The organism is Desulfobulbus elongatus DSM 2908, from assembly GCF_000621145.1.
GTDB lineage: Bacteria > Desulfobacterota > Desulfobulbia > Desulfobulbales > Desulfobulbaceae > Desulfobulbus > Desulfobulbus elongatus.
This window is the reverse complement of the sequence record NZ_JHZB01000036.1, coordinates 1-22,120: the sequence shown is the minus strand read 5'-3', so window position 1 is coordinate 22,120 and position 22,120 is coordinate 1. Positions and strand designations below refer to the sequence as shown.

Here is a 22,120-nt window from a genome sequence, read left to right as displayed (position 1 = left end):
AGATTTTTTACCGTAGTGCAGGAGTAGAAAAGGGTTTTTCCGGAAAGTCTTCGACAGGGGGATTCGCCGACTTGTACCAGGAAAAGCAAGGCGTATGTTTTGTTCACATCAAGGAGGACACGTATGCAGTACTTTTCGTACAAGGACACCACCTATCAGGTTGACGACCAGGGTTTTCTGCTCGATCCCGGTTTCTGGGACGCCAATTTCGCCGAAGGCGCTGCCAGGGAATGCGGCATCGACACCCTGACCGGCGAACACTGGGATGCCATCAATTCCCTGCGGGAGCTGTACCGGGAAACCGGAGCCTGCCCCACCGTTTTCGCCGTCTGCAAGGTCATCGGCCTGCGGCCCCGCGAAATGAAGGCGCTGTTTCCCGCCGGGTACCACCGGGGCCTGTGCCGCATCGCCGGCGTCGATTATCTGCTGTACCGCGCGCCTGACAACAGTCATGTGCTGCAGACGGCCGCCGATCTCAAGGCCATTTCCGGAAAGAAGCAGTATCAGGTCGACGTGCGCGGCTTTTTGATCGATCCCGACAACTGGGATCCCTATTACGCCATGCACCGCGCCCTGGAGATGAAGATTCCCCAGCGGGAGCTGACCGATGCGCACTGGCGGGTGATTTACTACCTCCGCGATGTGTACAAGCGGGAAAAGCGCATTCCCACCATCTATGAAACCTGCGAGAAATGCCAACTCGAACTGGATGAGCTGGAAGCGCTGTTCCCCGACGGCTATCATCGCGGGGCGGTGAAAATCGCCGGGTTGCGATTCGTGAAATGACCTTGCCCCCGCCCGGAAAGGGCGGGGCTGTTTTTTTGTCGGAGAGAACGGAACTCGATTCGCCGGCCAAGGGCAGGGGGGCGTCTGCCCCGGCTCCGCCGGCCAGGAAAAGGAGAACAGATGAATTCGTTTCAATATAAGAATGCAACCTACGAACTCGATGCCCAGGGCTGTCTGCTTGACCCGGCCTGCTGGAACAGGGATTTTGCCGAAGGGATGGCGCGGGAATGCGATATTCCGGTGCTGTCGAGCGAACACTGGGACGTGATCAACTATGTCCGCAATGTCTACGACAAAACAGGGGTTTGTCCGACCATTTTCGCCGCGTGCAAGGCCAGCGGTCTGCGGCCGCAGGAAATGCAGAAACTGTTTCCCACCGGCTACCACCGGGGCCTGTGCCGGGTGGCCGGGGTCCATTACCGGGTGAGCGCCATTCCCTACGGCGAGCATATCCGGCAATCGGTTGCCGATCTGCGCGCCCTGTCGGGCGACAAGGTCTATGCCACCGATGTGCGCGGCTTTCTCGTGGACCCGGATTCCTGGGACGAGAACTTCGCCGTCCACCGGGCCATGGAGATGCACATTCCGGGCGGCAAGCTGACCGACGACCATTGGCGGGTCATCTACTATCTCCGCGATGTCCACCAGGTGCAGCACCGGATTCCCAACATCTACGAGACCTGCGAAAGCTGCGATCTCGACCTGGACACCTTCGAACGGTTGTTCCCGGACGGCTATCATCGCGGCGCCCTGAAGATCGCCGGCCTGCGGTTCGTGAAATAAGGGGAGGGCAATTCGAAGCGATGAAAACGACCTTGATGGTATGCAGCGGCGATCCGGAGGTGGTGTGGAACGCCTTTCGGATGGGCAATCTCATGCTGGAGCAGATGGACGACGTCACCCTGTTCCTCAACGGTCCGGCGGTGAACTATGCCTCCATGGTCAGCGAAGCCTTCCCGCTCACCGACCTGGCGAAAGCCTTCACCCTGTCCGAAGGGGTGCTCCTGGCCTGAGGCAAGCTGCTCGACCTCCACGGGGTGGAGGCATCGTATCACCAGCGGGCCAAACAGATCGATCTCTATCGTTTGATCGCGGCAAGCGACCGGTTTGTCACGTATTGACGGCAGGCATCTGTCTGCCGCCTGTTCACCTGCGGCTGTTCCGCCGTGCCCCGGTTGGAACAGCCGCGTTGTTTCAACCCATCGGCAGGTGTGTGTTGACGGCCGGAAGACGGGGTCCGGTGGGCAACCATCCGGGAGAGAAAAGATGACAACCGCCGGCGAGGGCGTGATTCTGCTTCACGGCCTGGCACGTACCCGCCGGTCCATGCGGCCGCTGGCCGTTTTCCTCGCCCGCCGCGGCTACCGGGTGGTCAATGTCGGCTATCCTTCCCGCCGCGACCCCATCGAAATCCTGGCCCGCCCGGCCCTTGCTCCGGCGGTCGCCGTCCTGCGCCGGCAGGGGATCGGCACCATCCATTTCGTCACCCATTCCATGGGAGGTATCCTGCTGCGTGTCTTCCTGGCCGATGAACCGCTGCCCGAACTGGGGCGTACGGTGATGCTCTCGCCACCCAACCAGGGCAGCGAGCTGGTCGACCGCCTCGGCCGGTTCGCCTGGTTCCGCCTGGTGTTCGGCCCGGCGGGCTGCCAGTTGGGAACCGGCCCGGACGCGCTGCCCGCCCGTCTCGGTCCCGCCACCTTTCCGGTCGGCATCCTCACCGGCAACCGGCCGGCTCTTGGTCTGGCCCGTTTTTTCCCCGGTCCCAGCGACGGCAAGGTGGCCGTTGCCAGGGCGCAACTGGCCGGCATGGCCGATTTCCTCGTGCTGCCCTATGGCCACGCCCTCATCATGCGCTATAAAGCGGTGCAGGAGCAGGTGGCTTTTTTTCTGGAGAACGGCCGGTTTAAGCCTGTGGCTTAACCCTTGCGCAGGACGCGCTTGTCGTCGATGCGGATGGTCAGCTTGATCTTGTCGAAGTATTCGAGCAAGGGGATGGAAAATTTCCGGGTCAGGCCGGTGAGATCCTTGAAGCGCTGGGCGTCGATCTCGCCCTCGCGGCGGATGAAGGCCACCACCTCTTCCTGGAGCGCCTGGATGGCCGGGGCATGGAAACAGAGACTCTCGTTGATTTTGATCAGCTCGCCCCTGCCGACCAGAAGATCGATCACCTGACGGATCTGCTTCTCCGGAAACTCGCCGAAGGCGGCCAGCACCTCCTTGAGGTTGGGCGGGGTCAGGTTGGCCTCGCGGTAGAGGGCGCCGATTTTCTGCTCCATTTCCTGCTCGTCCACCTGCAGGGTGACCGTGTGACCGCTGATCCTGATTTCGGCCCCCTCCTGCTCGATCGTCCCTTTTTTGATCAGTCCGGCCAGTAGCGCCTGGAAGACCTTGGGCTCCACCGCCGGCCGCAGTTGGGAACGGACCTCCTCCTTGGCGAGGCCGGATTTGAGGGGATTGTCCCGGTGAAAGGCGGTGAGCAGCCCGACGATCCGCTGGCTGAGCGTCTCGGCCACCGACGCGGCCAGCAGCCGCTGGCTGTCCGAGTCGACCACCAGCAGCGCCCCGGTGGAAATGGGAAGCTGGAGCTGTTTTTTCAGTTTCTTGCTGAACACGCCGGTCCGCGCCGCCAACTGATCGGCGGTCATGCCCTTGACCCCGGCCTCCTCGACCAGCAGCAACAGCCTGCGCTCGCTGTCCGCGGCTTCCAGGGCGGCGAAGTAGGCGCGGTTGGACTCCCGGTCCCGCTCCAGGGTCCGTTTGCGCTTCCTGGGACCACTGTTGAGGATGACGCCGCCGCCGATGGTGGTGATGGGCGAATAGCTGCGGATCACGTAGCGGTCGCCGGGCCAGGCGGCCGCCGGCTCCTGGAGGATGAGCTGGACGTGCGTGGTGTCGCCGGGCAGAAGGACCTCGGATTCGAGCAGCAGGATGCGGCCGACAATCTCTCTGGTGCCCAGATGTACCCGCACCTGGGTGCGGTTTTTCAGCTCCCTGGCCGTCGAACTCAGACAGTGGCATTCGGCGTCCAGGACGGTGGCGGCGACCATGCTGCCGGGAGTGGCGGCCATGTCGCCCCGGTTGATCTGATCCTTTTCGATGCCCTGGAGATTGATGGCCGTGCGGTGGCCGGCCTCGACCAGGTCGACATCGCGGCCGTGCACCTGGATGCCGCGGATCTTGGCCGTGAGGCCGCCGGGATAGAACGTCAGCTCGGCGCCGGTTTCGATCCGGCCGGACAGCGAGGTGCCGGTGATCACCGTGCCGAACCCCTTCATTGAGAACACCCGGTCCACGGCCATGCGGAATGGGCCGAATTCCTCGTGGAAATCCATGGCTGCCACCTTGGCGTCCAGCAGACGGATGATCTCGTCGATGCCCTCGCCGGTGAGCGAGTCGACCGGGACGATCGGCGCGTCGACGAGAAAGCTGCCACTGAAGAAATCGCGTACCTCCTCGCTGACCATGTCGAGCCATTCCTGGTCGACGGTGTCCTTCTTGGTCAGGACGATCAGGCCGTCCCGGACCCCGAGCAGGCGGCAGATTTCGAAATGCTCGACCGTCTGCGGCATGATGCCCTCGTCGGCGGCGATGACGAAGGTCACCAGATCCATGCCGGCGGCGCCGGCCACCATGTTGCGGATGAATTTTTCGTGGCCGGGCACGTCGACGATGCCGATCCGGTGGCCGCAGGGGAGGTCGAGGTGGGCGAAGCCCAGTTCGATGGTGATGCCGCGCTCCTTCTCCTCCTTGAGCCGGTCGGTGTCAATGCCGGTGAGCGCCCGGATCAGGCTGGTCTTGCCGTGGTCGACGTGGCCGGCGGTGCCGAGGATGATTTCGCGCATGGGCGGATCGGGTGGCCCTCGCGGGGAGAGCCGGCATTAAAAGGCCTAAAGATCGAGATAGGGGTTGGTTTTCGCCTCGTGGGCGATGGTGGACTGCGAGCCGCCGTAGCCGTGGCCGGGCCAGACGACGGTGTCGGGCGGCAGGGTCAGCAGCCGCGCCCTGATGGCGTCGATCATCTGGCGCATGGAGCCGCCGGGGAAATCGGTGCGGCCGATCGCGCCGACAAAGAGGGTGTCGCCGGTAAAGCAGTGGGGCGGGCTGTACAGACAGATGCCGCCGGGGGTGTGGCCGGGGGTGTGGATCACCTGCAGGCGCTCGTTGCCGACGGCGATGGTGTCGCCGTCCGTGACGGTGATGTCGACCGGCGGCGATTCGGGCAGGCCGAGCGAGGAAAAGAAGCCCTTGATGCGCGGATCGCCGAAATAGTCCACGTCCTCGGCATGCATGACGATCCTGGCGCCGGTGGCCTCCTGGATGCGGGCATTGCCGCAGACGTGGTCCGGATGGCCGTGGGTGTTGATGATGAGGGTGACCTTGAGGTCCTGTTCGCGGCAGTAGTCGAGGACGCGGTCCTCGTCGCCGCCGGGATCGATGATCGCGGCCTCCTTGGTCTGTTCGCAGGAGACGACGTAACAGCAGACGCCCATCATGCCGACGGTGAGTTGTTTGACAAGCATGGCCACGACCCTTGGGTATGGTTGACGAAGGTGGAGGCGTCGCGGCCGGAGTCGGTCGGGCTCCGGCCGCGACGCTGACAAGCTATTTGCCGCCGCAGCCGCTGGGACCGCAGGCGCAGCTCGGTGCGGCAAAGGGATTGACGGTGACCGGGCCGGGCGGCAACCGCTGCTCGACGGCGGCGACCACGGCGTCAAAGGCCTTGATCGCCGGACTGTCCTCGTCGGTGGAAAGATAGGGGGTGCCGGAATCGCCGGCCATGACCACGCGCGGGTCCATGGGCACCCGGCCGAGGAAGGGCAGGTCGAAATCGCGGGCGGTCTGCTCGCCGCCGCCCTTGCTGAAGATGTCCACGGTCTTGCCGCAGTGCGGGCAGACGAAACCGGACATGTTCTCGACCACGCCGACGATGGGCATGTCGACCGCCTTGCAGAAGTTGATGGACTTGCGCACATCGGCCAGGGCCACGGCCTGCGGCGTGGTGACCACCACCGCGTGGACGCCGGGCATAGTTTGGGCCACGGACAGGGGCTCGTCGCCGGTGCCGGGCGGGGCGTCGACGATCAGGTAGTCGAGCTCGCCCCAATCCATGTCGGCCACGAACTGCCGGATGGCCTGGATCTTGAGCGGTCCGCGCCAGATAATGGCGTCGTCCCGGTTCTTCATCATGTATTCCAGGCTGACCACCTTGAGGTTGTCGTTGAAGGTCAGGGGCGGGATGAGGTCGTCGGGATTTTCCGGGGCGGTCAGGATGCCGGTCAGGTTGAGCATGCGGCAGACGTCCGGGCCGTGGAGATCGACATCCATCAGGCCGACCTTGTGGCCCTTCTTGGCCAGGCACAGGGCCAGGTTGACCGCCACGGTCGATTTGCCGACCCCGCCCTTGCCGCTCATCACCAGAATTTTGTTCTTGATCTTGCCCAGGGACCTGGTGATGGCGATGTCCTGCTGCGCCAGCCGGGCATCGCCCGAACCGCAACTGCTCTTCTGATCGCTCCCGCAGGAACTTCCACACGAACTGCTCATAATTGCCTCCAACAGAAGAAAGGAAAAAAATGCCGGAAAAAGAAGAAAACCCGCGCTGTATCTACCGGAAAAATCCGGGGATGTCGCGGGAATGCGAACTCGTCGTAATGTGGGGCTATACATTAATGCCGGCCATTTGAAAAGCAAAGAAAAAAACAAAGCGGCCACGTCCCGGTGCCGGCCTCCATTTACCCTGTGTTTTTGTTGCGTTATGATTGCCGGAAAAGTTATAGTGCTTACTTGTATCGCAGAACCGGGCCGGCTCAAATCGGTCGCGTCCGCCGATGCATCCGATACCCGTGCGGGAGGTAGCCGCGGCGGGCAAACCAGAGGCTTTGCGGAGAAAGGCGCAAGGGAGGTCCCGATGGATCCGTTCAGCAAGAAACTGTTGGAGGAACTGGAACAGATGCAGCAGCAGACGGGGCGCATCCTGCGTTCCATGTCGCTGTCCCGGATGATGCCGATGGAGGCGGAGGGCTGGCAGCCGGCGGTGGACATCTACGAGTCGGAAACCAGTGTCTATGTTTACGCCGAACTGGCGGGGGTCGTGAACGACAGCCTGCGGGTGACCGTGGACGGCCAGCGGCTCGGAATCAGCGGCGTGCGCCAGTTGCCGTCGCACCAGTCGATCGCCTGCATCCATCAGTTGGAAATCGAGTTGGGGACCTTTCAGCGTACCCTGACCCTGCCGTCGGCGGTCGAGGTCGAAGGGATCGAATCGACCTATGCCAACGGCATCCTCATGGTCACCCTGCCGAAGCGGATCAGGAAGGGCAAGGTACAGATCAGGATAACGCCTGGAGAATAATATGGAAAACGAACAGCAAGCGCCCCAGAAGAAAATGGATCCCTCCGAGCTGGTCATTCCCGAGATTCTGCCCATCCTACCGCTGCACGGGTTCGTGTTCTATCCCGGCATGGGTTTTCCGTTGCAGGTTTCCAGCGAGGCGTCGAAACAGCTGATCGACGACGTCCTCCTCGGCGACCGCATGATGGGGCTGGTGCCCAGCCGTCGCGAGCAGGTTTCCGATGACGACGCGCTCGGTCCCGACGACCTCTACAAGGTGGGCGTGGTCGGCTATCTGCACAAGCTGAACAAGGCCCAGGAAGGGCACTATCAGATTCTGGTGAGCGGCACCAAGAAGTTCGCCGTCAGCGAATTCGTCGAATCCACCTCTTACCTGCGGGCCAGGGTGGTCGAGGTGCCGATGGAGATTGTCGAGGACAAGAAGATCGAGGCGCTGCTCTTCAATATCCGCGCCCAGTTCGCCAAGCTGGTCGGCTCCACCGAGCTGCCCCAGGAGTTGGTGGCCACCATCAATAGCCTGACCAATCCCTTCTACGTGGCCTATCTGGTCAGCTCGCAGTTGAATTTGAAGATCGAGATGGAGCAGGAGATTCTGGAGATCACCCCCCTGCACGATCTCCTCCATCGCGTGGCCAGGGAACTGACCAAGCGGCTGGAAACCGTCGAGATGAGCAACCAGTTGCAGGCCTCGATGAAAAAGGACATGGACGAGCGCCAGCGCGAGTTCTTCCTCCGCCAGCAGTTGCAGGCCATCCGCAAGGAACTGGGCGAGGGCGACGACGACAAGGTCGAAGTCAGGGAGCTGAAGGAAAGGGTGGCGGAAAAAGGGCTCAGCCCCCAGGCCCGGGCCGTGGTGGACAAGGAGCTGACCCGGCTGGAGCGCATTCCGCCCTCGTCGCCGGAATATACGGTGTCGCGCAACTACATCGACTGGATCCTCGACCTGCCCTGGACCGACGCCACCACCGACACCCTCGATCTGCTCAAGGCCGAGGCCGACCTCAATCAGGACCATTACGGCCTGAAAAAGATCAAGAAGCGCATCCTCGAATTCCTGGCGGTGCGCAAACTGAAAGAAGACGTCCACGGACCGATTCTCTGCTTCGTCGGCCCGCCCGGCGTGGGCAAGACCTCGCTCGGTCAGTCCATCGCCCGGACCATGAACCGCAAGTTCGTGCGCATCGCCCTGGGCGGCGTCCGTGACGAGGCCGAGATCCGCGGCCACCGCCGCACCTACATCGGCGCCCTGCCCGGCCGGATCATCGAGAGCCTGAAACGGGCCGGCTCCAACAACCCGGTCTTTCTCCTCGACGAGATCGACAAGCTGGGCAACGATTTCCGGGGCGATCCCTCCTCGGCCCTGCTCGAGGTCCTGGACCCGGAACAGAACGCGACCTTCACCGACCATTACCTCGATATCGAGTTCGACCTGTCCAAAGTGATGTTCATCGCCACGGCCAACGTCCTCGACACCATCCCCGGCCCGCTGCGCGACCGCATGGAGGTGGTCGAACTCTCCGGCTACACCCAGGAGGAGAAGGTGGCCATTGCCAGCCGCCACCTCCTGCCCAAACAGCTGGAGGCCCATGCCCTGAGCGCCGACGATCTGGAGGTGCCGGCGGCCACCGTCGAGGCCCTGATTTCCTCCTATACCCGCGAGGCCGGCGTGCGCAATCTCGAACGGGAGATCGCTGCCATCTGCCGGGGAACCGCCGCCGAGATCGCCCGGGGCCGGACCGAGAAGATGGTGGTCACGCCCGAGAAACTGTACGATTTCCTCGGTCCGCAGCGCTTCTATCCCGAGATGAAGGCCCGCAGTTGGGGGCCCGGCCTGGCCACCGGTCTGGCCTGGACGCCGGTGGGCGGCCAGATCCTGTTCATCGAGACCTCGAAGATGAAGGGCCGGGGCGGCCTGACCCTGACCGGCAAGCTCGGCGAGGTGATGAGAGAATCGGCCACGGCGGCGCTCACCTATATTAAGGCCCATGCCCAGGAGTTGGGTGTGGACGAGGACCTGTTCGCCGGCATCGACCTGCACGTGCACGTTCCGGAAGGCGCCATTCCCAAGGACGGACCGTCGGCCGGCGTGGCCATGGTCTCGTCGCTGGTGTCGGTAATCCTGGGGCGGCCGGTGCGCCAGGATGTGGCCATGACCGGCGAGATCACCCTGCGCGGCGATGTCCTGCCGGTGGGCGGCATCGGCGAAAAGGTGCTGGCCGCGTTGCGGGCGGGGATCAGGGAACTGATCCTGCCGGTGCTCAACGAAAAGGATGTGTTGGAAATCCCGGAGGATATCCGCAAGGGAGTCATCTTCCATTATCCCCACACTATCCGTGAGGTCCTGGAAATCGCCCTGGAGAAGAGCGAGGCGCAGAGCTGATGCTGGGCTGGTTCAAGAAAAAGTTCGGCAAGCAGCCAGACGCGCCCGAGTCGGTGGAGCCCGAAGAGGGGGTCCGGGAATCCGCCGGCGAGGAAAACGCCCCTGTCGTTGAGGAGGAAGCGGCGGCGCCTGCCGTGGCAGCACCGGAGGGCGGCGAGTCCAAGGCAGCGCCGGCGGCCTCTGTCGAGGCGGCGACGCCGGTCGAAGCGGGTGCCGAGGACGAACCGGAGCCGCTCGAGCCGGCGGCGGAGGCGTCGCCAGTCCCGGAACCGGAAGTACCGGTCGCACCGGAGCCGGCTGTACCGGCAGCTCAGGTCGAGGAATCCGGTGAGAACGGGGCAGCCAGCGCTTTGCCGGAACCGGGCGAGGGTGTCTCGGTAGCCCCGCCGGTGGCACCCGAGGCCGGCACGACTGTGGCCGAGCCCGAGACCGACATGGCCGCATCCGAACCCGAAGACGAGGCCGCCGTAGCCGAACCCGAAGACGCGGCCGCCGCAGCCGAACCCGAAGACGCGGCCGCCGCAGCCGAACCCGAAGACATCGAACCGGAGTCGGCCGTCGAGCGGGCTGCGGTCCGGACCCAGGAGAAACCGGCCGCCAAATCCCTGTTCCAGCGGTTGCAGGAACGGCTGGGCAAGACCAGGGACTCCCTGGTTTACCGCCTGGACCGGCTCTTCCTGGGCAAGAAGGAAATCGACCAGGATTTGTTCGAGCAACTGGAGGAAATCCTGATCACCGCCGATCTCGGCGTGAGCACCACCATGGAGCTGCTGGAGGTGGCCCGCAGGCGGATCAAGCGCGACCAGTTGAGCGATCCCCAGGCCCTGAAGGCCATCATCCGCGACCAGATCCTCGCCTATATCGAGGCCTCGGAAGCGCCGGCCGAGCTGGTGCTGCCGGCGGAAGGCCCGTTCGTCATCATGGTGGTGGGGGTCAACGGCGTGGGCAAGACCACCACCATCGGCAAGCTCGCCGCCAAATTCGTCCGTGCCGGCCAGTCGGTGCTGCTGGTGGCCGGCGACACCTTCCGCGCGGCCGCCATCGATCAGCTCAAGATCTGGGCCGAGCGGGTCGGAGTCGAGGCCGTGGCCCAGAATCCGGGGGCCGATCCGTCCTCGGTGGTCTTCGATGGCCTGACCCACGGGGTCGCCCAGGGCCACGACGTCATCATCATCGACACGGCCGGCCGCCTGCACACCAGTGTCAACCTCATGGAAGAACTCAAGAAAATCAAGCGGGTCATCGGCAAGAAAATGCCAGGCGCTCCCCACGAGATCATGCTGGTGCTCGACGCCACCACCGGCCAGAACGGCATCTCCCAGGCCAAGCTCTTCCACCAGGCCGTGGGTGTCAGCGGTCTGACCCTGACCAAGCTCGACGGCACCGCCAAGGGCGGCATTGTCGCCAATGTCTGCCGGGAACTCAGGATTCCGGTGCGGTTCATCGGCATCGGCGAGCAGATCGACGACCTGCGCGATTTCGATGCCCGCGAATTCGTCGAGGCCCTCTTTGCCGGCCAGGCGGAGTGAGGGCCGCGGCCCGAGCCCTGCCACCGGCATAATCACGGCTATCCAGCCTTACACTGTCCTACGGAATGGAATATCGATATCATAATCAACCGGGTTGCGGCGGCTGCCTGCTGATCCTCGCCATGGTGGCCCTGGTCACCGGCGGCGCACCCGCCCTGCTCAATCTGTTCGGCTTTCTCCTCTACTCCGGCCTGGCCGGCATCCTGGTGCTGGTCGCCGCCTTCTGGGCCTTTTCCTATTACATGCGCCAGCGGGTTTCCACCTACGAGGCCTCGCAGACCGAAAGCCACAACCGCTTTGTTTTTCTGCTGATCAACATCCTGGTGAAGATCGCCCAGGTCGACGGCCACTTCACCCGGGCGGAACTCACGGCCATCCTCAACTTCTTCCAGTACCATCTCCGCTACAACCAGGACCAGATGTTCTGGGTGAAGCAACTGGTCAAGGAGGCCCGGGAGAATCCCGCCGACCTGCGCCACCTCCTGGAGGAATTCCGCACCGGCTTCGCCTATGAACCCCGGCTGATCCTCCTGGAACTCATCTATCAGATCATCCACACCAAACAGCCGCCGCCGGCCGACGAGTTGCGGCTGGCCCGCGAGGTCGCCCAACTGCTGGAGATTTCGGTCTACGATCAGCGGACCATCGAGGCCAAGTACATGTACCGCCAGCGGCAGGAGGCCGCCAGCACCGGGCAGATGGAGGAGCAGTACTATGCCGTGCTCGGTCTGGAGCCCGGCGCCGACTTCGCCGAAATAAAGAAGGCCTACCGGAAACTGTCCATGCAGTATCACCCGGACAAGGTCGGCCATCTGGGCGAGGAGTTCAAGAAGGTGGCGGAAGAGAAAATGAAGGAAATCAACGTGGCCTACGGCTACTTCGAGAAGAAATTCGCTGGCAGCAAATAGTTTTTTGGGCGTCGGGATACCCAGCCTGAGATATGGGCTCCCGGCGTTTCGACACGGTTGCGGGCAGAGTTTTACCAACACAAACGAGAGAGGACGTGCAATGAGCGGTGTAGCCAAGAAGATGCAGGCGTTTGCGGAACAATCCTCCTGGATTCGGAAGATGTTCGAGGAAGGGGCGCGGATGAAGGCCGAGTTCGGAGCCGACAAGGTCTTTGACTTCAGCATCGGCAACCCCGACGTGCCGCCGCCGGCCAAATTCTACACCGTGCTCCGCGACCTGGCCGCGAGCGAACAACCCGGCGTGCACGGCTACATGCCCAACGCCGGCTATCCCTTTGTCCGCGAGGCCTTGGCCAGGCGGCTCGGCGCCGAGCAGGGCGTTAGGCTGGACGCAAACGATATCCTCATGACCTGTGGCGCGGCCGGCGGCTTGAACGTCATCTTCAAGACCCTGCTCGATCCCGGCGACGAGGTGATCATCCTTTCGCCCTTTTTCGTCGAATACCACTTCTACATCGACAACCACGGTGGCGTGGCCAAGATCGTGCCCACGGACAGGGAATTCAACCTCGACCTGGCGGCCATCGCCTCGGCCCTGACCGAAAAGACCAAGGTGGTGCTGATCAACTCGCCCAACAATCCCACCGGCCAGATCTATTCGGCGGCCTCCCTCGGCGAGCTTGGCCAAATGCTCGACGCGGCGGGCAAGCGGTTCGGCACCTCCATCTATCTGGTGGCCGACGAGCCCTACCGCAACATCGTCTTCGACGGCCATGAGGTGCCGCCGTTGATGCCCGCCACCACCAATGTGATCATCGCCTCGTCGTACTCGAAGGAGCTGTCCCTGCCCGGCGAGCGCATCGGCTATCTCGTCGTCCATCCCGACATGGTGGACAAGGCGGCGGTGGTCGGGGCGATGACCCTGGCCAACCGCATCCTCGGTTTCGTCAATGCCCCGGCCCTGATGCAGCGGGCGGTGGCGCAACTCCAGGACGTGTCGGCGGACAATTCGATCTATGCCCGGCGGCTGGAGGTGTTCTGCCGGGTGCTCGATGAGGCGGGCATGACCTATGTCCGCCCCAAGGGGGCCTTTTATCTGTTCCCGCAAACACCGATCGACGATGTCGACTTTTGCCGCCTGCTGGCCGAGCAGAAGATCCTGGCCGTGCCCGGCCGCGGTTTCGGCCTGCCCGGCTATATCCGCCTGGCCTTCTGCGTCGACGAGAAGGTGATCGCCGGCTCGGCCGAGGGGTTCAAAAAGGCGATGGCCCTGGCCGGGAAGTAAGAACTGCCGGAAGCTGCACGCAAAAAAGCCGTCTTCGCGAAGACGGCTTTTTTGTTTTCCCGCCCTCCGTTTTGCCTTCTATCCCCGGTCCGCCTTGCGGATCACCTCGCACAGCTCGTGGGCGATGGCGGTGATCTCCTGTTCGTCCTCGCCCTCGGTCATCACCCGGATCACCGGCTCGGTGCCTGAGGCCCGCACCAGGATGCGGCCCCGGTCGCCCAGTTGCCGTTCCGCCTCGTCCAGCGCCTCGGGAAAACCGGGGATGTGCTCCGGCGCGATCTTCGAGGCCATGCGCACGTTCTGCAGCACCTGGGGAAAGGTGGTCATGATCGTGGCCAGCTCGGACAGGGGCTTGTTCTTCTTGATCATGATCGCCAGCAGTTGCAGGGCCGCCAGGGTGCCGTCGCCGGTGGTGTTGTGGTCGAGGAAGACCAGGTGGCCCGACTGCTCGCCGCCGAAGTTGTAGCCCCTGGCCCGCATGGCCTCGACCACGTAACGGTCGCCCACCTGGGTGCGCACCATCTGGCCGCCCATGGCGGTCATGGCCTGTTCCAGGCCCATGTTGCTCATCACCGTGGCCACCAGGGTTTTTTTCTTCAGCTTGCGGCGGTGCATCAGCTCGCTGGCGCAGATGGCCATGATGTGGTCGCCGTCGACGATGGTGCCGTGCTCGTCGCAGACGATCAGCCGGTCGCCGTCGCCGTCCAGGGCCAGGCCGATGTCCGCCCCCGACTGCCGCACCCTGGCGGCCATCACCTCCGGATGCAGGGCGCCGCATTCGTGGTTGATGTTCTTGCCGTCCGGCTCGACGCCGACGGTGGTCACCCTGGCGCCCAACTCCGAGAAGACGTGGGGCGCGACCTTGTAGGTGGCGCCGTGGGCGCAGTCGAGGACGATGTGGAAGTCGTCGAGCACGTAGTTTTTGGGAAAGGTGTTTTTCAGGTAGACGATGTAGCGGCCGGCGGCGTCCTCGATGCGCGAGGCCTTGCCGATCTCGTCGGCCACCGGCCTGAGCGCCGCCATCTTCTGCGAGAAGATCAGGTCCTCGATGTCGGCCTCCAGCTCGTCGGGCAGCTTGAAGCCGTCGGCGGAGAAGATCTTGATGCCGTTGTCCTGGAAGGGGTTGTGCGAAGCCGAGATGACCACGCCGGCGTCGGCGCGCATCGAGGTGGTGATGAAGGCGATGCCCGGCGTGGGCAGGGGGCCGACCAACTGCACGTTGACCCCCATGGAGCAGATGCCCGCGGCCAGGGCGTTTTCGATCATGTAGCCGGAGAGGCGCGTGTCCTTGCCGATGACGATGGTGTTGCCCTTGACCCGGTTCTTGACGATGAAGGCGATGGCCCGGCCGATCTGCATGGCGATCTCCGAGGTCATGGGGTAGATGTTGGCCACGCCGCGCACGCCGTCGGTGCCGAAGAGTTTTTTCATGGGTCGATCCTTTGCGGTTGAGAGGGAGGAGAAAAGACGAAAGACGCGGGCAAAACGCCTCTTGTTCAGGGTTGCATCCGGACCTTGTCCGGGGTGACGGTATGGATGACGATGGGGGTGTGGCCCGGAAGGCTGACCCCGCGCACCTGCACCGGGACCTCGTTGCCGGTTCTGTCGGCGGACACGCCGGCCGAGGCCCGGAACAGCGTGGCCAGTTCCGGGGTGACCTGGACGATCCGTTCCGGGATGTCCGCCTCGACCGTCACCGTGGCCGGAGCGAATTTCGCCGGTGTTTCGGGTTCCCTGCTGCCGACCGGGATACCCCGCACGGTTTTCCTCAGCATGATCTCCTTGAGGGTGACATTGGCCTCGATCACGGTTTCGCCGATCAGTTTGAGCAGGGCCTCGTTCAGGTCGAGATGCACCTGAAAGGTGCCGGAACCGTCGAGGCCGTCCAGGTCGATCAGCGAGGTCTTCAGCACGTTCTCCTTCTCCAGCACGGTCTGGGGGCCGGTCACGGTGATCTGCGGCGGGTTGAGGGTCAGGCTCTCGAAGACGAAACCGGCGGCCGGCTTGCCCTTGGTCACCGGAGTGATGGGAAAGTCCTTGCGGGCCAGCCGGTCGATCAACAGGGTGATGTTGGCCGGCTGCACCCGTTGCACGGCGATGCCGCCGGGCAGGGGGATGGAATCCTCGTCGTTTTTCACCACCATCGGCCCGGGCTCGGCCTTGCTCAGGTCGACCGGGCGGGAAATGTTCTGTTGCCGCATCTCCTGGATCAGCCGCCGTGGACCGCTGACCACCACCTCGATGTCCTTTTTGTACTGATTGCCGATCACGAGGTTGGCGGGCAGGTTGCGCAGTTCCAGGGGAATGGTGACGGTCAGGTCCAGACGGTCCTCGGCGACCACGAAATACCAGAGGCTGGCGCCGATGAGCAGGGACAGGAGCTTGAGCAGCCAGTGCTTGCTGAGAAACGAGAGATCAGGCGTTCGTATCATGGTTTCGCAACTGGGCCAGCCAGGAGGTCCAGCGGCCGGTCTTGGCGCGCGGGGCCAGCAGCTCCTTGAGGGCGGTGGTCAGGGACTTGTCGTCGTGGAAGGGGGTGATCCGGCCGTGCTGGACCAGGGAGATCTCCTGGGTCTCCTCGGAGACCACGATGACGGTGGCGTCGGTCTCCTCGGACAGGCCGAGGGCGGCGCGGTGGCGGGTGCCGTAGCGTTTGTCGATGCGCTGGCTCTGCGACAGGGGCAGCAGACAGCCGGAGGAATGAATGCGGCCCTTGTGGATGACCACGCCGCCGTCGTGCATGGGGGAGGCCGGGAGAAAGATGGCCACCAGCAGCTCGTACCGCAGGCGGGCGTCGAGGCGGTGGCCGGTGGCGACCAGGTCGCGCAGGCCGGTGTCGCGCTCGATGACCATGAGGGCGCCGATCCGCCGCCTGGCCATGTAGGTGGCGGCGCGGACGATTTCCTCGATGTCCTTTTCGGCGACGTCGGTGGCCTTGCGGAACGGCGTCTTGCCCATCTGGGTGAGGGCGCGACGGATATCGGTCTGGAAGAGGATGACGAGCACCAGCAGGATCGAGCCGAGGAAGGTCTTGAGCAGCCAGTGCAGGGTCTGGAGTTCGAACTTGCCCGCCAGGACATAGATGATAATAATGAGGGCGATGCCGACCAGCATCTGCACGGCCCGGGTGCCGCGGATGAGCAGCATGGTCCGGTAGATGATGTACGAAACGATGAGGATATCGAGGATATCCAGCAGTCGGATGGAGTGGATCGCGTCGAGCATGCCAGACGATGCGCAAAACGTTGAGGAAATCAAGTATCTGTTTGTAGCACGCCGGCTGCCGCTTGAACAGGGGAAAAGTTCTTTTTCCTCCGTAGCTTGCGGCTTTTGTTGGCAATTGACGGGAATGCCGTTGTCGGCGCTTCAAGAAAGCCTTCCGCCGGGGCCGGGCACTAGGCGGGGGAAAATCTCATAACGGCCGGCTCGCCGTGGGAAGATGGCGTGCTCGCTTTGGCGGGAGCGGCGGGCCGGCGGTGCCATGCCAACGCGTGGCATTCGAGCTGAAAGGAAAGGAGAACCCATGATCGAGGAACTGGTGCGCCGGACGCGAACCGTGCGCCGTTTTGAGGAAAAGAAGGCTGTCGAAGCACCGCTCCTGCGCGGACTGGTCGATCTCGCCCGCTTGGGCGGCTCGGCGCGCAACGCCCAGGCGCTGAAATACATGATCGTCACCGAAGAGGCCCTGCGCGGGCGGCTCTTCCCCCTGCTCGGCTGGGCCGGGTATCTGCGCGACTGGCCCGGGCCGGGGCCGGGGGAACGGCCGTCCGCCTACATCGTCTGCCTGCTCGATGCCACCCTGGCGCGTGGGCCGGAGACCGAGGTCCATTTCGATCTGGGCATCGCCACCCAGAACCTGCTCCTCGGCGCGGCCACGCACGGGCTGTTCGGCTGCCGCATCGGGGCCTTTTCCCCGGACAAGGTCCGCCGGCTGCTCGGGCTGGAAGACCGGTTCAAGGTGCTGCTGGTGCTGGCCCTCGGCTATCCGGCCGAGACCGTGGTGCTGGAAGAGGTCGGCCCGGACGGCGATATCCGTTACTGGCACGACGAGCAGGGCGTGCACCATGTGCCCAAGCGGCCGCTGGCCGACATGCTGGTCGACCCGCCGGCGGCATGAGTCAGACGGCCATGCTGCAACTGCTCGGTCTGTTCTCGTTCGTCGCCTTTGTCGGCAGCCTCGTCGCCGTGCCCTGGCTGATCGGCCGGATGCGGCCCGACTATTTCGTCACCCATTGGCAGCGGGTCGACGCCCGCCACCGGCGGCACCCGGCGCTGGCCCTGGCGATCTGGCTCGCGCGCAACGGCCTCGGGTTCTGCCTGCTCGTGGCCGGCGTCGCCATGCTGTTTTTGCCGGGCCAGGGCCTGCTCACCATCCTCGTCGCCATCTGCCTGATGGACGTGCCCGGCAAGCGCCGCCTCCTCGACAAGCTGGTCGACAACGGCCACATCCAGACGGCGTTGAATTGGGTGCGGCGGAAGCAGGGCAAGGCGGAATTCGTGTTCAAATAAAGAAAAAGGAGTGGAGAAAGCCTGCGTTCTTGGATGCGGCGGACCGCCTTGTTCTTCGCCGTTTCGCTCGGCGCGGCTCGGGAGCCGGAGCAGAGGCGGGGTGACGAATGAAATGCGGAGAAGTTCGATGGTATACGTTCTCTCCGCCCGATAAACAGCGGCCGGTCCTGATCCTGACCAGAAATCCCGTGCCGGCGTATTTCGGCGAAGTGACCGTCGCCCCCATCACCACCACCATCCGTGACATCCCTCCGAGGTGTTTCCGGCCAAGGAAGATGGCATGCCGCGCGATTGCGCGGTCAATTGCGACCACGTGCAGACCGTTGCCGAGGGAAAGATCGGGGCATTGATCACATCGTTGCCGCCGGCCAGGATGGCGCAGGTCGGGCAGGCCCTTCGTTTCGCCTTGGATGTCGATGTTTGATGGAAAAGAGAGGGGGCAGGAGCGTTTCCTTTGCCCATAAAAAAAACACCCGGCAATTGCCGGGTATTTTTTGTGAAGAAGGGAAGAGGCCGATCAGAACACTTTCTTTCTGCGGGCAATGCCTGGCAAACCGATCAGACCGGCACCGAAAAGCGCCAGGGTTGCCGGCTCGGGAACCGGCATGGCCTCGACGGTGAACGTTGCCGTCTTGAGGTAGATATCGCTGTCCCAGTCGCCTTCCCACACGGAAAAGACCAGCGATGAAAATGTGCCGTCCTGCAGGTACGGCAGGAGTCCGGCAAGATCGAGATGCATGGTCGCATACTCCCACCCGGCGGGATACGGTTGCCAAAAATATTCCGGCTGACGGCCAAGATCATAGGTCTGATAGGCCAGCAGCGTATTGCCGTCGGTAATGCCGGCAAACACCATGACGGTCTCGTTTGCGCCCCAATACCACCCGTCGTTGTCCCCGAACGTAATGCTCAGGGACCCGGATGTGATCTGCTGGGTTTCAGGATTGTATCCTCCCGGACCGGTCACGTCGAAATCGAGTTGAACAGACGACATCTGCCCCCAACCATACCCGAGGCTGACGAACTGCATATCGTATTGGTCACCGTACAGGGCATCCGTGTAGGTGATGGCGTCTGCCGATCCGGACCATGCCAGGAGTGCCGCGCATGCAGCGGGCACGATCATTTTTTCATTTTCCCTCCTCGTCATACTGGAGCATGTGTGTTGGGTGTTGTCTTGAGCGTGTCGGTGTGCAGGGACGACAGGTTCGATGCATCGAAAAATGATGGTGTGCCCCTGTTTATTTTTTGTTCTTTCCGGAATAATCCTCAATGAACGTTCTTTTTTCCGGAAAATGAAAGCCGGCCGAGTCGCTGCTTATCCCGATAGTGTTGCATGGAGCATCGGGGGGGCGACTATCAAACCGTCCGTTTTTGTTTTATAACAATTTGTTATTACGTCAATTATTGAAAGGATCTTTCGGGTGCGGTCGGAATGGAAACACTGCCTGGCCACAGGTGCCTCGGTTGCTTTTTTATTGCCGATCTGGCACGGCGTGCGCATATATCTCGCAGAATAAAATGACATTCCAGCGCGCCGATACCCCGGACGACAAGTCGTCATGCACGCAGGGTATCGGCTCGCACCGAATGGACGCTTCCCCGAAGCTCGCAAGAGAAGGAGAACACGATGCAAAAGATTTTGATGGGAATGACGGCTGCCGCCATGATGCTCGGTGTAAGCAATACCGCTCTGGCAGACAGACTCTCAACATTCGATGCCAGTTGGAATGACATGACTGTCCAGGCAGGGAATAACGGTCATCCGGAAGATTATGTTGCAAAAAGGGGCGAGGTGTATCCCGGAGTTGGCGGCCAGGCTTTTGATGCCGAATACTTCTTTTACAAGATCGAGGGCGATACGCTTTCCATCGGATTGCAGACAGGATTCAATCTGAAAGACGGCAAACAAAAGTATGAGGGCTCGTGGTATTATTCCGGCGATCTGTTCCTTTCCTTCGACGATTCTCCCACAACCTATGAATATGCGGTCGATTTTCAGACAAATGGCGGGTGGGGCACGGCTACCGGAGATGAGGTCTTTAAAAAGGTTACAAAAACAAAGTCACCGGATAAGCCTTATGCTGCGTACGGACCCTATCTCGTGCAGAACGGGAGAGAAGTCGACAATGTGCTGATGAAGAATGGTATCAGCAGTGGATGGGGAGAATATACGGACACGGTTAACGATGGTATCAAAGGCAAGCAGCGTTCCTATTGGACGATTGTCGAACTCGATCTCGCAACTCTTCTTGGCGCCGATTGGGCCGTCGATGGATTCACCCTGGGAACCCATTGGACCATGTCGTGCGGCAATGATGTCGTGAAGGGGTTGGCCACGGTGGATCCGGTTTCGACACCGGTCCCCGAACCGACGACCATGCTGCTCTTTGGCGCCGGTCTTGCCGGATTGGCGGGTTTTGCCCGCCGGCGGGGAACCGCCATGTAGCCATCCCGTTCACCTGTTTTTTTTCTGGAGCAAGCCGAATCCGGCTTGCTCTTTTTTTTGGTGTGCGGCGGAAAGAAAGGGTCAACCGCAAGGCGGGCGCGTGCGATCGTCACAAGGAAGCGTAATTGGTACGGCACTATCAGCCGAACATGAGCGGCAGCCGGGTTTCCGCCGATGCATTTCCGGTTTGAGGAGCGGAGCAGAGGCAGGGTAGTGCATGAAACCCGGTGAAGTTCGATGGCGCACAGGTTCTCTCCACCCGATCAGCGGCACCGGTTTGGCTGTGGCCTGAAATTCCGTGCTGGAATATCCCGGCAAAGTGATCGCCACCTCCATGACCACCATCATCGATGATGTCCCATCCGGGGTCTTCTGGCCGAGGAAGATGACACACCGTGCGATTGCGCTGTCAATTGCACCGCCTGCACGTCCGTTACCTGGGGCAAGATGAAAGATTGGGGCGTCAGCACACCGCTGCACTGGTCAGGATGGCGCAGTCGGTCAGGCTCTTCGTTTTGCCGGAAACGTTGATGCTTGTGGAAGAACACGGTCTACCAGTCCATTTTCCGAGGAGCGCATGCAACGAGCAGGGTTGTTTCGTGCGTAATGATTTTAAATCATTTGAAAATTGTAAATTTTTCCGCATTTTTTTCCATATTTCCGGATTTTCCCTTTTTGCCGCAGCCAAAAACGTCAAACCTCGGAGACGTTTGTGCGGAAAAGCCGAATGCTGAAAACAAAAAAGCCCGACCTTTTTGAGGCCAGGCTTTTTTGCGATTTGTCGGCGCTGGAGCTTAGTTCTGCCGCCGTCTCCGGCCCACAGCGGCCAAACCGGCAAGGCCGGTACCGAACAGGAGCATGGTGGTGGGTTCGGGAACAGGAGCTGTTCCGTTTTCATAAACTAACGAAAAAGTAGACGAGGATAATTCAAGAATCCCATCTGGAAAAGCTCCATTTGCAGTGATGGTTACATCCAAATCACTACCAGTTGTCCACGTAGTGAACACAGAAGCGATATCCAGAGTTGTAACAGAAGGATTGTCCCAGCTCCACCAAAGAAATGATCCGTACTCTCCACCAGTTTGCAACGTGCCTACGTACGTTGACTCCACGTTTACTGAATTATTTTCACTGTCAATCCAGTACCCTTTTATTGTCAGGGTAGCGGAGGTGACAACATCCCATGGAACTTCAAAATCACTTGGTGTAGCATGAGAATAGTTATAAGATTCATGATAAAATATGTCCGCAACCGGGCCTTCAGCAAGTTTGACACCACCAAGATCCGCTACGTTTGTAAATGTTAACGCCATCGCACTCCCTGCCCAACCCATTGCCACTGCACAGGCTACCGCCGACAATACTTTCTTCATACTTCCCTCCTTTATATTGTTGAGTAAAAAATGGTAAAGTTGTATTTTTTTTGCAACATTCATTCCGTTTTTTGATATTGATTGTTTTTTGGGGAATTGACAAGGAATCGGAAACGAGCAAACCAGAGAGCATATCTTTCTTCGGAAAACGTGTTGATCCCTTTATTCTACACCCGGAGAGGAGGCGAACGGTCCACCGTCTCGCCGCTAGCAAAGCGAGTCTGGTGGGAGAAAATGGTATTCCGCATCGCATAGACTTTTTTGAAAAAAAGAAAAAGCCCGGCAGGAGTGCTGCCGGGCTGGGGTACAGCGTGGATTGAAAATCCGCTTAACTGTCTTTTCTCCGGCGGGCTACGCCAGCCAAGCCGAGCAGGCCGGTACCGAAGAGCAGCATGGTGGCCGGTTCGGGGACAGGATTTACGGATTCAACCATCAATACCATGTCGTTGAAATCGGGAGTATCCGATAGTTATGCGTTAAAAGCGCCCAATTCAGATCGGTATGAAATGATATAAAAACAGCGTGTTGGAGCAGAAAATGCTATAA

The 22,120-nt window shown here is 61.6% G+C and carries 23 protein-coding genes and 1 pseudogene; 15 read left to right on the top strand and 9 right to left on the bottom strand.

What is annotated here, in order from left to right:
- The first annotated feature begins 123 nt into the window (after window positions 1-123).
- The 4 genes from Q362_RS22400 to Q362_RS0114635 all read left to right on the top strand — a co-directional run bounded on the left by Q362_RS22400 (window position 124) and on the right by Q362_RS0114635 (window position 2,709).
- Window positions 124-786 carry a TusE/DsrC/DsvC family sulfur relay protein gene (locus tag Q362_RS22400; RefSeq protein WP_051554362.1) on the top strand — a complete coding sequence of 221 codons (663 nt, stop codon included), beginning with the start codon at window positions 124-126 and terminating at the stop codon, window positions 784-786.
- Window positions 787-906: 120 nt separating this feature from the next.
- Window positions 907-1,569 carry a TusE/DsrC/DsvC family sulfur relay protein gene (locus Q362_RS22395; protein WP_051554361.1) on the top strand — a complete coding sequence of 221 codons (663 nt, stop codon included), beginning with the start codon at window positions 907-909 and terminating at the stop codon, window positions 1,567-1,569.
- 20 nt (window positions 1,570-1,589) lie between these two features.
- Entirely contained in the window at window positions 1,590-1,799 is a 210-nt protein-coding gene (locus Q362_RS0114640; protein WP_028319292.1) for a hypothetical protein, read from the top strand.
- Between the two features lie 253 nt (window positions 1,800-2,052).
- Window positions 2,053-2,709, top strand: coding sequence for an esterase/lipase family protein (locus Q362_RS0114635; protein ID WP_028319291.1), 657 nt, complete (start codon window positions 2,053-2,055; stop codon window positions 2,707-2,709).
- Here Q362_RS0114635 and selB read toward each other — a convergent pair.
- The 3 genes from selB to Q362_RS20935 form a co-directional block, all read right to left on the bottom strand.
- Complete coding sequence (gene selB, locus Q362_RS0114630) at window positions 2,706-4,631, bottom strand: selenocysteine-specific translation elongation factor (protein ID WP_028319290.1); 1,926 nt, start codon at window positions 4,629-4,631, stop codon at window positions 2,706-2,708. The genes Q362_RS0114635 and selB overlap by 4 nt on opposite strands.
- A gap of 45 nt (window positions 4,632-4,676) precedes the next feature.
- A complete protein-coding gene (locus Q362_RS0114625) occupies window positions 4,677-5,309 on the bottom strand; it encodes an MBL fold metallo-hydrolase (protein WP_028319289.1) in 633 nt (210 codons plus the stop codon).
- A gap of 82 nt (window positions 5,310-5,391) precedes the next feature.
- On the bottom strand, window positions 5,392-6,333 hold the full coding sequence (locus Q362_RS20935; protein ID WP_035216934.1) for an Mrp/NBP35 family ATP-binding protein: 942 nt from the start codon (window positions 6,331-6,333) through the stop codon (window positions 5,392-5,394).
- Between the two features lie 364 nt (window positions 6,334-6,697).
- Here Q362_RS20935 and Q362_RS0114615 point away from each other — a divergent pair, with 364 nt between their 5' ends.
- The 5 genes from Q362_RS0114615 (at window position 6,698) to Q362_RS0114595 (ending at window position 13,243) form a co-directional block, all read left to right on the top strand.
- Window positions 6,698-7,141 carry an Hsp20/alpha crystallin family protein gene (locus tag Q362_RS0114615; RefSeq protein ID WP_028319288.1) on the top strand — a complete coding sequence of 148 codons (444 nt, stop codon included), beginning with the start codon at window positions 6,698-6,700 and terminating at the stop codon, window positions 7,139-7,141.
- Between the two features lies 1 nt (window position 7,142).
- Window positions 7,143-9,521: an endopeptidase La gene (gene lon, locus Q362_RS0114610; protein ID WP_028319287.1), complete on the top strand. Its 2,379-nt coding sequence runs from the start codon at window positions 7,143-7,145 to the stop codon at window positions 9,519-9,521.
- Window positions 9,521-11,050: a signal recognition particle-docking protein FtsY gene (ftsY, locus tag Q362_RS0114605; RefSeq protein ID WP_028319286.1), complete on the top strand. Its 1,530-nt coding sequence runs from the start codon at window positions 9,521-9,523 to the stop codon at window positions 11,048-11,050. Before lon ends, ftsY begins: the two co-directional genes overlap by 1 nt.
- 65 nt (window positions 11,051-11,115) lie before the next feature.
- Window positions 11,116-11,958, top strand: a complete 843-nt coding sequence (locus tag Q362_RS0114600) for a DnaJ domain-containing protein (protein ID WP_028319285.1) — start codon at window positions 11,116-11,118, stop codon at window positions 11,956-11,958.
- A gap of 100 nt (window positions 11,959-12,058) precedes the next feature.
- Window positions 12,059-13,243 (top strand): pyridoxal phosphate-dependent aminotransferase, encoded by a 1,185-nt coding sequence (locus tag Q362_RS0114595; RefSeq protein WP_028319284.1) that lies wholly within the window; start codon window positions 12,059-12,061, stop codon window positions 13,241-13,243.
- A 78-nt stretch (window positions 13,244-13,321) separates the two neighbouring features.
- Here Q362_RS0114595 and glmM read toward each other — a convergent pair whose 3' ends face one another.
- The 3 genes from glmM to cdaA all read right to left on the bottom strand — a co-directional run bounded on the left by glmM (window position 13,322) and on the right by cdaA (window position 16,468).
- Window positions 13,322-14,674 (bottom strand): phosphoglucosamine mutase, encoded by a 1,353-nt coding sequence (glmM, locus tag Q362_RS0114590; RefSeq protein WP_028319283.1) that lies wholly within the window; start codon window positions 14,672-14,674, stop codon window positions 13,322-13,324.
- Window positions 14,675-14,739: 65 nt separating this feature from the next.
- A complete protein-coding gene (locus Q362_RS20930; protein ID WP_051554360.1) occupies window positions 14,740-15,675 on the bottom strand; it encodes a CdaR family protein in 936 nt (311 codons plus the stop codon).
- The gene (gene cdaA / locus Q362_RS20925) at window positions 15,659-16,468 is read right to left on the bottom strand and encodes a diadenylate cyclase CdaA (protein WP_035216930.1); all 810 of its coding nucleotides are present in this window, start codon (window positions 16,466-16,468) and stop codon (window positions 15,659-15,661) included. Before cdaA ends, Q362_RS20930 begins: the two co-directional genes overlap by 17 nt.
- Window positions 16,469-16,766: 298 nt before the next feature.
- Here cdaA and Q362_RS0114575 point away from each other — a divergent pair, with 298 nt between their 5' ends.
- The 4 genes and pseudogenes from Q362_RS0114575 to Q362_RS24755 all read left to right on the top strand — a co-directional run bounded on the left by Q362_RS0114575 (window position 16,767) and on the right by Q362_RS24755 (window position 18,176).
- The gene (locus Q362_RS0114575; protein WP_028319282.1) at window positions 16,767-17,360 is read left to right on the top strand and encodes a nitroreductase family protein; all 594 of its coding nucleotides are present in this window, start codon (window positions 16,767-16,769) and stop codon (window positions 17,358-17,360) included.
- Window positions 17,357-17,752 (top strand): PGPGW domain-containing protein, encoded by a 396-nt coding sequence (locus Q362_RS0114570; RefSeq protein WP_028319281.1) that lies wholly within the window; start codon window positions 17,357-17,359, stop codon window positions 17,750-17,752. The genes Q362_RS0114575 and Q362_RS0114570 overlap by 4 nt, the downstream gene beginning before the upstream one ends.
- A 107-nt stretch (window positions 17,753-17,859) precedes the next feature.
- Window positions 17,860-17,940 (top strand): annotated as a pseudogene (locus tag Q362_RS24880) (type II toxin-antitoxin system PemK/MazF family toxin); the annotation flags it as partial.
- Between the two features lie 92 nt (window positions 17,941-18,032).
- Window positions 18,033-18,176, top strand: coding sequence for a type II toxin-antitoxin system PemK/MazF family toxin (locus Q362_RS24755; RefSeq protein ID WP_281172900.1), 144 nt, complete (start codon window positions 18,033-18,035; stop codon window positions 18,174-18,176).
- A 93-nt stretch (window positions 18,177-18,269) separates the two neighbouring features.
- On the opposite strand, the gene Q362_RS0114560 is transcribed toward Q362_RS24755, so the two are convergent.
- Window positions 18,270-18,878 carry a PEP-CTERM sorting domain-containing protein gene (locus tag Q362_RS0114560; protein WP_028319280.1) on the bottom strand — a complete coding sequence of 203 codons (609 nt, stop codon included), beginning with the start codon at window positions 18,876-18,878 and terminating at the stop codon, window positions 18,270-18,272.
- Window positions 18,879-19,382: 504 nt separating this feature from the next.
- On the opposite strand from Q362_RS0114560, the gene Q362_RS24580 reads away from it, so the two are divergent.
- Window positions 19,383-20,201, top strand: coding sequence for a PEP-CTERM sorting domain-containing protein (locus Q362_RS24580; RefSeq protein WP_028319279.1), 819 nt, complete (start codon window positions 19,383-19,385; stop codon window positions 20,199-20,201).
- 395 nt (window positions 20,202-20,596) lie between these two features.
- Window positions 20,597-20,935, top strand: a complete 339-nt coding sequence (locus Q362_RS24320) for a hypothetical protein (protein WP_211248509.1) — start codon at window positions 20,597-20,599, stop codon at window positions 20,933-20,935.
- A 60-nt stretch (window positions 20,936-20,995) separates the two neighbouring features.
- Here the strand turns inward: Q362_RS24320 and Q362_RS24575 are convergent, their stop codons facing one another.
- On the bottom strand, window positions 20,996-21,574 hold the full coding sequence (locus Q362_RS24575) for a PEP-CTERM sorting domain-containing protein (protein ID WP_245590241.1): 579 nt from the start codon (window positions 21,572-21,574) through the stop codon (window positions 20,996-20,998).
- Between the two features lie 328 nt (window positions 21,575-21,902).
- On the bottom strand, window positions 21,903-22,007 hold the full coding sequence (locus Q362_RS24750) for a PEP-CTERM sorting domain-containing protein (protein ID WP_281172899.1): 105 nt from the start codon (window positions 22,005-22,007) through the stop codon (window positions 21,903-21,905).
- Window positions 22,008-22,120: the final 113 nt, after the last annotated feature.

Excerpts from the sequence above, each read along its gene's own strand:
- Q362_RS0114575 (WP_028319282.1), top strand. The coding sequence starts at position 16,767 with ATGATCGAGGAACTGGTGCGCCGGACGCGAACCGTGCGCCGTTTTGAG.
- Q362_RS20935 (WP_035216934.1), bottom strand. The coding sequence starts at position 6,333 with ATGAGCAGTTCGTGTGGAAGTTCCTGCGGGAGCGATCAGAAGAGCAGT.
- Q362_RS0114640 (WP_028319292.1), top strand. The coding sequence starts at position 1,590 with ATGAAAACGACCTTGATGGTATGCAGCGGCGATCCGGAGGTGGTGTGG.
- Q362_RS0114570 (WP_028319281.1), top strand. The coding sequence starts at position 17,357 with ATGAGTCAGACGGCCATGCTGCAACTGCTCGGTCTGTTCTCGTTCGTC.
- lon (WP_028319287.1), top strand. The coding sequence starts at position 7,143 with ATGGAAAACGAACAGCAAGCGCCCCAGAAGAAAATGGATCCCTCCGAG.
- Q362_RS0114635 (WP_028319291.1), top strand. The coding sequence starts at position 2,053 with ATGACAACCGCCGGCGAGGGCGTGATTCTGCTTCACGGCCTGGCACGT.
- Q362_RS24750 (WP_281172899.1), bottom strand. The coding sequence starts at position 22,007 with ATGGTTGAATCCGTAAATCCTGTCCCCGAACCGGCCACCATGCTGCTC.
- Q362_RS24580 (WP_028319279.1), top strand. The coding sequence starts at position 19,383 with ATGCAAAAGATTTTGATGGGAATGACGGCTGCCGCCATGATGCTCGGT.
- Q362_RS20930 (WP_051554360.1), bottom strand. The coding sequence starts at position 15,675 with ATGATACGAACGCCTGATCTCTCGTTTCTCAGCAAGCACTGGCTGCTC.
- Q362_RS22400 (WP_051554362.1), top strand. The coding sequence starts at position 124 with ATGCAGTACTTTTCGTACAAGGACACCACCTATCAGGTTGACGACCAG.
- Q362_RS0114625 (WP_028319289.1), bottom strand. The coding sequence starts at position 5,309 with ATGCTTGTCAAACAACTCACCGTCGGCATGATGGGCGTCTGCTGTTAC.
- Q362_RS0114600 (WP_028319285.1), top strand. The coding sequence starts at position 11,116 with ATGGAATATCGATATCATAATCAACCGGGTTGCGGCGGCTGCCTGCTG.
- ftsY (WP_028319286.1), top strand. The coding sequence starts at position 9,521 with ATGCTGGGCTGGTTCAAGAAAAAGTTCGGCAAGCAGCCAGACGCGCCC.
- Q362_RS24575 (WP_245590241.1), bottom strand. The coding sequence starts at position 21,574 with ATGAAGAAAGTATTGTCGGCGGTAGCCTGTGCAGTGGCAATGGGTTGG.
- Q362_RS0114595 (WP_028319284.1), top strand. The coding sequence starts at position 12,059 with ATGAGCGGTGTAGCCAAGAAGATGCAGGCGTTTGCGGAACAATCCTCC.
- Q362_RS22395 (WP_051554361.1), top strand. The coding sequence starts at position 907 with ATGAATTCGTTTCAATATAAGAATGCAACCTACGAACTCGATGCCCAG.
- cdaA (WP_035216930.1), bottom strand. The coding sequence starts at position 16,468 with ATGCTCGACGCGATCCACTCCATCCGACTGCTGGATATCCTCGATATC.
- Q362_RS0114615 (WP_028319288.1), top strand. The coding sequence starts at position 6,698 with ATGGATCCGTTCAGCAAGAAACTGTTGGAGGAACTGGAACAGATGCAG.
- Q362_RS24755 (WP_281172900.1), top strand. The coding sequence starts at position 18,033 with ATGCCGCGCGATTGCGCGGTCAATTGCGACCACGTGCAGACCGTTGCC.
- Q362_RS0114560 (WP_028319280.1), bottom strand. The coding sequence starts at position 18,878 with ATGATCGTGCCCGCTGCATGCGCGGCACTCCTGGCATGGTCCGGATCG.
- glmM (WP_028319283.1), bottom strand. The coding sequence starts at position 14,674 with ATGAAAAAACTCTTCGGCACCGACGGCGTGCGCGGCGTGGCCAACATC.
- selB (WP_028319290.1), bottom strand. The coding sequence starts at position 4,631 with ATGCGCGAAATCATCCTCGGCACCGCCGGCCACGTCGACCACGGCAAG.